Annotated in this window: 10 protein-coding genes; 3 read left to right on the top strand and 7 right to left on the bottom strand. The window is 61.4% G+C overall.

All coding sequences use genetic code 11. The annotated features are described in order from the left end of the window. Positions 1 to 419 precede the first annotated feature (419 nt). Complete coding sequence (locus tag BV106_RS01480) at positions 420 to 1865, bottom strand: hypothetical protein (RefSeq protein WP_038159369.1); 1446 nt, start codon at positions 1863 to 1865, stop codon at positions 420 to 422. A gap of 125 nt (positions 1866 to 1990) precedes the next feature. On the opposite strand from BV106_RS01480, the gene BV106_RS01475 reads away from it, so the two are divergent. From BV106_RS01475 to BV106_RS01465, 3 genes are all read left to right on the top strand, one after another. Next, positions 1991 to 2854, top strand: a complete 864-nt coding sequence (locus tag BV106_RS01475; RefSeq protein ID WP_051944745.1) for an AraC family transcriptional regulator — start codon at positions 1991 to 1993, stop codon at positions 2852 to 2854. Positions 2855 to 3000: 146 nt separating this feature from the next. Next, positions 3001 to 3435 carry a hypothetical protein gene (locus BV106_RS01470; protein WP_038159366.1) on the top strand — a complete coding sequence of 145 codons (435 nt, stop codon included), beginning with the start codon at positions 3001 to 3003 and terminating at the stop codon, positions 3433 to 3435. A gap of 167 nt (positions 3436 to 3602) precedes the next feature. Further along, positions 3603 to 4205, top strand: a complete 603-nt coding sequence (locus tag BV106_RS01465) for an NUDIX hydrolase (protein WP_051944742.1) — start codon at positions 3603 to 3605, stop codon at positions 4203 to 4205. A 75-nt stretch (positions 4206 to 4280) separates the two neighbouring features. On the opposite strand, the gene BV106_RS01460 is transcribed toward BV106_RS01465, so the two are convergent. From BV106_RS01460 to BV106_RS01435, 6 genes are all read right to left on the bottom strand, one after another. Continuing rightward, positions 4281 to 4901: a class I SAM-dependent methyltransferase gene (locus BV106_RS01460; RefSeq protein WP_051944738.1), complete on the bottom strand. Its 621-nt coding sequence runs from the start codon at positions 4899 to 4901 to the stop codon at positions 4281 to 4283. Between the two features lie 48 nt (positions 4902 to 4949). After that, a complete protein-coding gene (locus BV106_RS01455) occupies positions 4950 to 5999 on the bottom strand; it encodes an FAD-dependent oxidoreductase (RefSeq protein WP_038159362.1) in 1050 nt (349 codons plus the stop codon). A gap of 5 nt (positions 6000 to 6004) precedes the next feature. Further along, positions 6005 to 7276, bottom strand: coding sequence for an NAD(P)/FAD-dependent oxidoreductase (locus tag BV106_RS01450; RefSeq protein ID WP_038159359.1), 1272 nt, complete (start codon positions 7274 to 7276; stop codon positions 6005 to 6007). A gap of 189 nt (positions 7277 to 7465) precedes the next feature. After that, a complete protein-coding gene (locus BV106_RS01445) occupies positions 7466 to 8041 on the bottom strand; it encodes a redoxin family protein (protein ID WP_038159357.1) in 576 nt (191 codons plus the stop codon). A gap of 72 nt (positions 8042 to 8113) precedes the next feature. Then, positions 8114 to 8977 (bottom strand): DKNYY domain-containing protein, encoded by an 864-nt coding sequence (locus BV106_RS01440; protein ID WP_051944735.1) that lies wholly within the window; start codon positions 8975 to 8977, stop codon positions 8114 to 8116. Between the two features lie 16 nt (positions 8978 to 8993). Beyond that, the gene (locus BV106_RS01435) at positions 8994 to 10055 is read right to left on the bottom strand and encodes a PIN domain-containing protein (RefSeq protein ID WP_051944732.1); all 1062 of its coding nucleotides are present in this window, start codon (positions 10053 to 10055) and stop codon (positions 8994 to 8996) included. Positions 10056 to 10204: the final 149 nt, after the last annotated feature.

Below are 10204 nucleotides of genomic sequence, written 5' to 3'. Positions count from 1 at the left end.
GGCAAGAATTGCCGCTTTGGGGAGTGCTGCGTCAGGCGGGTGACGATGTGGTGTGAACGGAGTGAAAGACGGCGGGGCTCCGCTGCCTATGTGAGGAGCTGGAACCTCACCAGGTGTAGCCAAAGCGGTGATTCTCACCGCAGTCCCAAAGTCCCGCAGGCGGGACCAGGTGTTGGGGACGGCGTACAAAGAGGCCGCCCATCAGCCTGCAAAGTGGATGCGCAATCGGACGCTGCTCGCAATTTGGGTGAACGTGGTAGACCATGTGCCCCGATCCGGCGTCCCTCCGGGACGCGATGATTTCACACATGTTATCCGGTGGTTGTGGTCGCTACGCTCCCGTCACCACCGGCTACTGTCCGACGTCCCTCCGGGACGAGACTGCTGGTACGTCTGTGTGTGGCACACGCCCCGCACACTCACGCTGACGCCGCCAGCTTCTCCAGATCGGCGCGGGAAGTCTCGTAGGTGGTGTGATAGGCCAGTGCCGCGGGATCCGGTTCAACACCCTGGACCGTGCAGTATTCCCGATACAGCTCCGGCCACCAGTTGCGGTGTTGCGTCAGCCCTTGGTCCTTCCATTCGCGCCAGCCAATGAGCACCTTGCTCCAGCAGTTGCTGCCGTATTCAATCGCCTGCTTCTGGTCGCCAAAGGCGCTCACATACCACTGCTTCCCGATCTGGGCATGCAGCACCTCATCTGCCCAGTCAAAATCCTGGAAGGTCTCCGCCAGGGGATCGCCCGACTCCATGCCCACTTCCCATTCGAAGCGCTTGCCGGTCTTGGTCATGAGCCCCTGTTCGATGAAATAAAGCACCGCGTGCCGTTCCCATGGCTTGAGCTGTGTGTTCAACCCCAGCGCCCAGGTGAAGTTCACCATCACCCGGTGGGGCCAGTCGATGCCCCTCGCCACAAAACCGATCTCGCCCAGCATGGCGTGGCGCGCCTCGTCCCAGAGTTGCCGCGTCATGTCCCGGTAGTAGCCCCAGGGTTTGTCCGGCGTCTCCGTCAGAATGCTGGCCATCATCTCCGGCACGTCAATCTCCCGCAGCCGCTTGTAGTACATCATGAGCGTCTTGTCCCTGGCGGAGTACTGGGGATCGTAGAGGAACTCCTCGGCATGCACGCCCATGTTGTAGGGGTCAGGGAAGCGTTCGTCCCGCCGGGGCGTCTTGTCGTAGGCCATCGGCTGGTCACTGTAAATGGGGGCGAGGGCGCACGGCTCAGGCGTTGCGGCTCCATCCAGGCCTCCAGCTGCTGCCAGCAGGCCTTCGAGCAGGTGCTCCCAGTCCTTCATCTTGTGTTTGGCTTCCGCAGACACCAGGCAGGGCAGTGCCTCCCGGCCCCAGTGAGTCATTTCCTCGATCTCCAGCAGGGCAAATCTGAGGATGCGGACGGTGGGGTGATCTGCCATGGGGTGCGTTTCCTCCCGATGGCGTTGCATGGCCTTTTGCAGGGCGGGCAGGGCGTGATCGTAAATGCCGGTGAGCATCTCCGCCGTCGTGGGGGCATTCTGGATTTCGTCGAAGAAGGTTTTCAGAGCCTCATTCGGCACTTTCTCCAGACCCAGAGGCGGAGTGCGCATCTCGGCCACCCGTTCCCGCATGGCGGTGCAATGCTCTGCACAGTAGTGGGAGTGCAGGCTGTAGGTCATCTTCAGCTCGTACACCGGTTCAGCCGTCAACCGGGACTGCAGGATCTGCATGAGCCGCTTGAGCGTGTAGTGATGGCGCTTCAGGCGGTCCACCCCGGCCTCCACCGCGAGGCCTGGCTCCACAGCCTTGGCAAAGGTGGTCACGCCGGCGAGCGGCGGCAGGTTGCGATACGAACGGTAAGTGGAGGCGAAATCGGCAGCCGGTTTCATGAGATCATCCTACCGACACGGAGGAGGCTGTGCCACCCACTGCTTGTCCGCTGCTCCCAGGATTTTGACCAAATCAATGAGGCTTCATTGACTTTCCGGGTAAATGACTGGCAATGTGGAGCGCTATGCGCGCCCGCCTGGAAGATGTGCAATGGGGGCCGGACGAGTCCTTCCTCGTGCGGCGCTACGAGCTCCCACGCTTTGAAGTGCCGTGGCACTTTCACCCGGAGATTGAGCTTGCCTGTATCGTGGAAGGGGAGGGCGACCGTTGCGTGGGCGATCACCTGGGGGCTTTCTCTGCGGGCGATCTGGTGTTGCTGGGACCCAATCTTCCGCACTACTGGCGGAGCGTGGGTGCGGGTGGGAAAAACCAGCGGGCCCGGGCTCTGGTGCTCCATATGCGGCCCACCTCTCTGGGGCAGGGATTCTGGGAGCTGCCTGAATGCCGGGAATGGAAGCAGCTGTTGGACGCGGCTCCACGGGGGCTCTGCTTTGATCCTGGCATCTCCGCCCGAGTGCAGCCTCTGATGAAATCGCTGGAGTCTTCCAAGGGATCGAACCGTTTGCTTGGTCTGCTGGAGATTCTCCAGATCCTCGCTGAAGGGGCTGGCGCGGCCTCGCGTCTGGCTGGGGTGGGCTATCTGCCGGACAATGACTCCCTCGCTGCCGATCGCATGCGCCGGGTGTACGACCATCTGTACGCTCATCTGGAAGAACCCTTGAGCCTTCCCGAAATCGCCCAAGTCGCTGGGATGAGCGATGCCGCCTTTAGTCGCTACTGCAAGAAAGTGACCGGTCGAACCCTCACGGCCTTGATCAACGAGTTGCGCGTGGCGAGGGCCTGCAAGCAGTTGGTGGAGACGGCGCTGTCTGTCAGCGAAATCGCGTTTTTGACCGGTTTTCAGTCCCTCTCCAACTTCAATCGCGTTTTTGCGGCGGCCAAAGGCACGGCCCCCAGCTTGTATCGATCACGGCATCGTCGATCTTAAGTTCTCTATAAGGTGCTTATGATGAGATATTTAAGAAAAGTCGACTCCTGAACTCTGAACGGCCGGACTCTCATTGGCGTCAGTTCGGTGGATATGGAGTGTCATTTTTAATTGTGTAATTATGGAAATTGTATATAATTTCCATTATGTCCTCCTCGTTGGCCCTCGCCTCCCACCCCGCCCATCCGGTGAACAGCCTGCTTCAAGAAAAGCTGGCCCGGATCGAGGCCACCTTGGTGGAAGCCCGGCTGAGGGTCGTATCCACATTTGACCGGGAGTTGTCCTCCGTTCGCGGCTGGCTGCAAGCGCTGCAATCCTTTGACCCCACCCTGAACATGGAAACCAAGGTGAACCAGGATCACTCCGAGGACGGAGCGTCAGATTTGCAGTATCTCATGGAGGCCGCTCCTGAGCCAGCCTCGAGCAATATCGTGGCCTTCAACAAAGGGGACTTTGCCAGCCAGACCACTCCCGTGCCGGAGCCTGAACTGGACCCGGGCTTGACCAAGGCGACCGTTGAGGAATTGAATGCGGCGCTCGAAGAAGCCTTCCGCGAAATGGAAGAAGAAGAGAAGCGGTAGAAGCAGGTTCTGGTTGCCCCAAGACGGAACTCGAACCCTTCTCCGGGCCAGCAAAGGGAATTCGACGGTGTGATCACGCCGTTTGTCAGCGCCACAGTGGCCACGATTCGCGAAGAATTCGTAGGGCGTTCACATACCCTTCACCGGGTGGTGCTTAATCCTTGGTCATGACGGATCTTCTGGAAATCTCCCGTGAACTGGCAGCCATTGCCCAGGCAGGCCTGACCTATACCAAGGATGCTTTCGACAAAGAGCGCTTTCTGCGGCTCAGGCAGCTCGCGGGTGAGCTCCTCCAGTCTCCTCTCCGGCAGCCGGAGTTCACATGGCCGGCCGAGATCGGCTATCCCACTCCAAAACTCGACGTGCGGGCAGCCATCTTCCAGGGGGATCAAGTGCTGCTGATCAAGGAGACCGCGTCCAACTTGTGGACCTTGCCCGGTGGGTGGGCCGATGTGAATGAGAGCCCGGGTGAGAGTGTGGAACGTGAGTGTCTGGAAGAGACCGGATATCAGGTGAAGGCCACTGCACTGGTCTCCATCATTGACCGCGATCGCGCCGGATATCCCAGGCATGCCAACACAATCTACAAGATGTTTTTCCTCTGCGAGATCATTGGCGGGCAGCCGACCCCGAACCTGGAGAGCAGCCAGATTGAGTTCTTTGACATGGCCTCGCTTCCTGAGCTGGACCCCCACCGTGCGGCTCGCCAGGACATTGAGCGGGCCCATGCCTTCTACCGCCAGGGCGGAGGACCTGCCTATTTCAATTAGGCAGGTGGGAACAGCGTGGTCGAATTGTTTCCTGAATCCGCCCGGTGGCTCCCGTCTGTGATACCTAAGAGGGGGTCAAGTCGGCCGGGCGGCAGTGCGGCGTCGTGCCACCAGGCAGAAGGGCGTGGTGGGGCGGAAGTTCAGGTAGCCGATGCGCTGTACCTCCCAGTAGTCGGGCGAAGCCGCCTCCAGCATCGCTGTGACGCGTCCTGCCTCCTGCATGCCGCCTTCATGGCCGGGATAGACCACCACCGTGAGCAGACCGTCTTCCGCCAGCAGATCCATCGCCTGCTGGATGGCGGAGAGGGTGGTCTCCACCTGCGTGATACGGGCTTTGTCGCCGCCAGGCAGGTAGCCGAGGTTGAACATGCAGAGCCGTAACCGCTGATGCACCTCTGTCGGTAGCGCGGCCGTCAGGGTCTCGTGCCCTGCCACATGCAGAGAGATGCGGCTCATGTCCACGCCCGCTTCACGCAGCCGGACTTCCGTCTGCTGAATGGCGTCGGCTTGAATGTCGAAGGCAAAGACCTGTCCCTCTGGCAGCACCCGTTGCGCGAGGAAGAGCGTGTCGTGCCCGTTGCCCGCCGTGGCATCCACCGCCAGATCGCCGGGCAAGAGACGCGTTTCCAGGATCGCATGCACCCAGCGCACCGCGGTGGGCAGGGGAGTGGAGGGGGGACGTGGAGCGTTGGCCATGGACGCCCTCACGGGACACAAGATGGCGGGAGGTGTCAACCCGTCAGCTCAGGGGTGACTGCGCACATCCACCTCAGCGTCCAGTTCGCGGCCATCCAGCAGGTGTTCCACCAGCAACCGGGCCATGGCGGGGGAGCGCAGCACGCCTTTGGACCCCAGGCCGTTGAGCACGCAGACGCGTTCATGGGAAGGATGCCTGCCCACCACGGAGGGCAGGCGCTTGATGATGGGGCGTACGCCTGCCTGGGCGGCAGTTATTTCATAGGGAGCTTTCAGCAGGCCTTCCAGCTTGCGCCGCACGTCAGCCACCGAGTCCTCGATGGGACGGTTGAAATCAAACTCATACGTGGACCCTGCCCGCCAGGCTCCATCCGGGCGTCGCAGCATCCAGGCACCGCGATTGAGGATGCGGTGCTCCACGACATCCGTGCGCAGGGTCACGATCACCCCACGGGCGGCATCGAACTCCAGCCAGGGGAAGAATCGTGAGGACCCAGACTCCTGCCAGCCCCGGCAGAAGATCACATGGGAGAAGTCCACGCCCTGCCACTGCACCCCTTCAGCCATCACGGCCAGATCCTGGTCATTCACCTCGCCGGTTTGCACCCGTTGTTCCGCATCAAAGAAGGTGCGGCTGGCTTCCAGATAGGAGGCAGTGTCCAGCCAGCCGGAGTCGCGTTGCTGGAAGCCGCCCAGCTCTCCATGGAAGCTGGCCTCATCCACCAACGGGGAGGGCGGGGCTGGTTCCAGCCACGGCTGGAGTTCAGGCGCGGTGGCGCGTGTCTCCCAGATCTTCAGTTCCCGGTCGTTCTTAAAAAGCCGGACGTGCGGGGCGGCATGGTAAAACTTCTGCCCGAGGCGGTGTTCGATGCTTTCATAGAACCCGACGGCCTCCGGGGCCAGGGCGGCCATGCGCCAGCTCAGGTTCAGCCGCATGCCGGTGATGGGCGTCACCAGCCCGGCAGCGACCTTCGAGCTGGTCTGCGCCGCCTGGGGATCCACGATGAGGAACGGCACCTGCCGCTCCCAGAGCCGCCAGGCCACAGCCGTGCCCGCCAGCCCCTGGCCGGCGATGAGGACGGGGCGCAGATCACTCACTGCGGCTATTTGATCGGGATTTGTTCCGCGATGCCGAACTTCTTGTGCAGCCATACCAGGCCGAAGAACAGGCGCAGGCGCATCCGCACGTGGAAAGGCAGCCGTGTGCATCCCGCCAGCACCGCATTGATGGAGCACATCATCTTGAAGCGGTTGGAGGGCTGGAAGAAGAGCTGGGCGAAGGGCTGCGTGTAGAAGCGCTCAATGAACTGCCAGTACTGGCCGATGCGATTGCGGGTGTCGGTCTCATACGCCTGCATGGCAGGGGTCATGGATTCGCCCAGCTTGATGGCTTCATCCGCCACCAGTCCGGCCTGGCGGCCACTGGTGGTCGCGAGCAGCACGCCGCTGGAGAAGACGGGATCGATGAAACCGGAAGCATCCCCGGCGCGGATCACGCGATCAGAGACCAGTGAGTCGTTCCGGTAGGAGAAGTCGGTGGCCACATACACGGAGGCGGGCGGCGCCACCTTGGTGAAGCGCTCCTGCACGGCGGGGGTGGTGCGTACTGCGTCCTCGAACACCTGCTTGGGCTCCTGCCCGAGCGCCTGGAAGTCACCGCGATCCATCACCAGTCCCACGCTCACCTTGTCGTCCTCCAGCGGGATCATCCAGAACCACGAGTTGTTCCGGCGGATCACGAGGATGTCCCCGTATTCCTCTCCCTGGGGCATGTCCACCCCGGCGAAGTGGCTGAAGATGGCGATCTTCTTGTGCGCCGGATAGTAGGTGCGGCGGTTCTCGCGGTTGGCGGTGAAGTTGGAGAGCCCGCTCGCATCGATCAGGAACTTGGCCCCTGCCTGGTGCGTCACGCCTTGTTTGTCGCGATATTTGACCACCACACCCTCGGCGTTGACCTGCAGTTCCTGTACCAGGCACTCCTGCCGCACCTCGGCACCGCACTCCTGGGAGTGGGTGAGAAGGATGTTGTCAAACTTGGCCCGCTCCACCTGCACGGCTTCGGGGAACTCGGTGAAGGAGCCTTTGGAGAAATCCAGCCGCACCTTGCGCGTGCCATCGCCGAGCAGGAACTGAGCACCCTTTTTGCGCATGAAGCCTGCCTGGGAGATCTTGTCCCATACGCCGAGCTCTTCGTACACCTGGCGGTTGTAGGGCAGGAGGGATTCGCCGATATGGAAGCGAGGAAACTTCTCTTTCTCGAGCACCAGCACCTTTCGGCCTGCCTGGGCCAGGGTGGTGGCGGCTGAGGATCCGGCGGGACCTCCGCCAATGATGACAACATCCCAGGAGTTCTCGGAGGATTCAGGTGGATTCATGGACAATCGGGGCCGCAATTCTGACTCAGGAACGTCATGGGCGCAACGACGCATGCGCCCTCTCCGTGCCGTCAGGGCACGCTGAGTCTCCCTAGATTGTCGAACGCAGGCCCGGCGTGACCGGAAATGTGAGGTCGGAAACGGTCAGGGCCTCTCGTGCGCACGCCATGCGAACCATGGACCATCACCTCACGGGGCCAGCCCGCCGATCTTGCAGCCCACGGCCTCGGTATGCGGGGTGACTACCGGTTTGCCTGCCGCGATCGCCTCCAGCGCATCGCTGAGTTCCTTGGTCGTGGCCTGACGCTGGCGCTTGGTCGGGGCCAGGTAGAGGTCGTTCATGCGCCCCTGATAAACCACCTCGCCCGCAGGGTTCAGTACCACGCACTCCGGCGTGATCCGGGCATTCAGCTTCTTCGCCAGGGCTTGGTCCTTGTCGAGCAGCACCGTGGACTTCACCTCGTTCAGCACGGCCTGTTTGTAGGCATCCGTCACCTTGGTTTCGGGATCAGAATGCACGAGGTAAAAGGAAAACGACGGGCCGTTCTCGGCAGCGATGCGGTTGAACTCAGGCAGGAACTTCCCAGCCGTGGGGCAATAGGGGGAGACAAAGAGCAGCACCACCGCCTTCTTGCCTTCCTCCACCTTGAGCGGCTGGTGGGGATTGCCCTCCACGTCGGCCAGCTCCAGCGGCTTGTTGTCTTGCCCCAGCGTGATGCTGGCTTGAAGAAGCAGGCAGAAGAGGGCGCTCAGGAGGACTTTCATGATGGATCAGCGGAGGGTGTGAAGGCTATTCATACGGGGCACCTGCGTGTGCTGTACCAGAAAATAAGCCTCTTATTGGCCGCTCTGTGACGGCAGTTCCGCAGCGGCAGGCCCTGGTTTGCGTTTTCCCTGCTCGTATTCCTGACCTGCGTCTTTGGCCCGCTGGAACTTGTCGTCAGTGACGACGAAGGTGGCGGGATCGGCTCCCTCCACCACATGGCCCAAGTGATAGACGCGGGCCGCGTCTTTCGCGTAGGCCCCGGTCAGAATCTCCAGGGAATCGATCTTGGTCCCCTCAGGCATGGGCTTGTCAAAGTAGAAACTCTGCCCCGCATCCCGGGTGTAACCGCCTTGCAGGACCCGGAAGGTCGCAGGATCAGCTCCGGGAATGGCATTCCCGTTTACAAACACCTGGGCGAGATCCGCGCAGAAGCTGTAGCCATCCTGAGCGGAGACTTCGCGAAAATGGGCAGGGTCATCGGAGATCGGCGTGGTGGCCGGATAGAGCCTGTACACGGTGTGGCTGTTCTTGACGAAGTTGCCGCTCACCATCTCGAAGTGGGCGGCATCATCGCAGATCAGAATCCCGTTGCGATACACGTTGGAGGCGTCGCGCACATAGCCGGAATCCAGGATCTCAAAGGTCTTCGGGTCCACGCCCGGGATCGGGTTCCCCCGCCAGTACACGTGGTGCTTGTCCCTCGCGTAGTCCGCATCGGTGCCTTTCGGCAGGGGGAACTCAAAGGTGGCCCGATCCACACCCTCGATTTCCCAGGCGCTACTGGTCCAGTTGGGAAGGAAGAAGATCTTGCTCCCCCGCACATGGTAGCCGGAGCGATCCAGCGCACCGGGAGGTTTCTCCTTGTTGCACTGGGTGGCGGAGAGCAACACCGCCAACGTCAGCCCACGGAACCAGCAGCGTCGAAGGGAGGGCATGGGGATCGGGGTTCGATCAACGTTCCACCACCGTGTCGGCGGATCGGAGCTCTGCAAAGATCAGCCTGCCAGCGGAGGTCTGGAGGGTGCCGCTCACCACGATGGGCACCGTTTCCCCCAGGAACTGGGAGGCGTGATTGACCACGATCATGGCCCCATCCGGCAGATAACCCACCGCCTGGTGCTTGTCCTTGCCCGGCTTGACGAGGCTGAGGTCAAACTCATCCCCGGTGGCGACCTCTGGCTGCAGCGCGCGAGCGAGGTCGTTAAAGTTCAGCACGGTCACACTCCGGACGGAAGCCACCTTGCCCAGATTCACATCGTTGGTGAGGAGCCGGGCGTTCAGTTCGCGGGCCAGAGTGACCAGCCGGGTATCCACAGGCTGATTCTCGTGAAGAGGGTCCTCGTGGATGGTCAGCTCGATGCCGTGCGCCTCCCGCATGGCCTGGACACAGTCCAGACCGCGTTTTCCACGGGCACTCTTCAGCGGTTCGCGAGAATCGGCCAAGCGTTGCAACTCATCCAACACAAAACGGGGGATCACAAAACGTCCGCTGAGAAAGCCGGTGGAAAAGACCTTGGGGATGCGGCCATCAATGATGACGTTGCTGTCGAGCAGCATCGGCTCGCCTTCGGAGGCATCGCGGCGGAAGCGGACGTAGGGGATGATGAAGGAGAACTGGTCCCGGTCACTGCGGAGGGCCAGGCTCATGCCCAGGAATCCGAAGACACTGTAGAGGCAGATTTCCACGATGCTCCGGATGGAGTCGATACTCCGGAAGGGGTCCGTGGAAGCATCGAGATTGCGAAACCACGGCAGGTCAAAGAGGCCGATCTTGGTGATCAGGAAGGCGCAGAACATGCCCACCAGCAGGCCAAAGACGCTGAATGAAAACTCCCGGAAGCTGAACTGAGCCAGCAGGGAATCCACCAGCACGAAGAATCCGCCGGCGATGAGGCCACACACAATTCCCAGCCAGGCGGGCTGCTGAAAGCCCAGCGCGATGGTGGCGCCAATGAGCACCGCTACCGTGAGAAAGAGGGTCCGGACAAGCCGGATGGACCAGGGGACAGGCATCCAGGGGGGAAGGGAATAAGGTGGAACAATCTTCGTCCACCCTGCCGCTGGCGCAAGAGAATGGGAGGCCGACAGCGGTTATTCGTTATTTGTTATTCGAAATGCAAATGCAATTTCAAGAACCGCATTACCCCAGATAACAAACAAAC

It is taken from the genome of Verrucomicrobium sp. BvORR106 (assembly GCF_000739655.1).
In the GTDB taxonomy this organism is placed as follows: domain Bacteria; phylum Verrucomicrobiota; class Verrucomicrobiia; order Verrucomicrobiales; family Verrucomicrobiaceae; genus Verrucomicrobium.
Note: the sequence above shows the minus strand (reverse complement) of the source record. Positions and strands in the feature narration are given on the sequence as shown.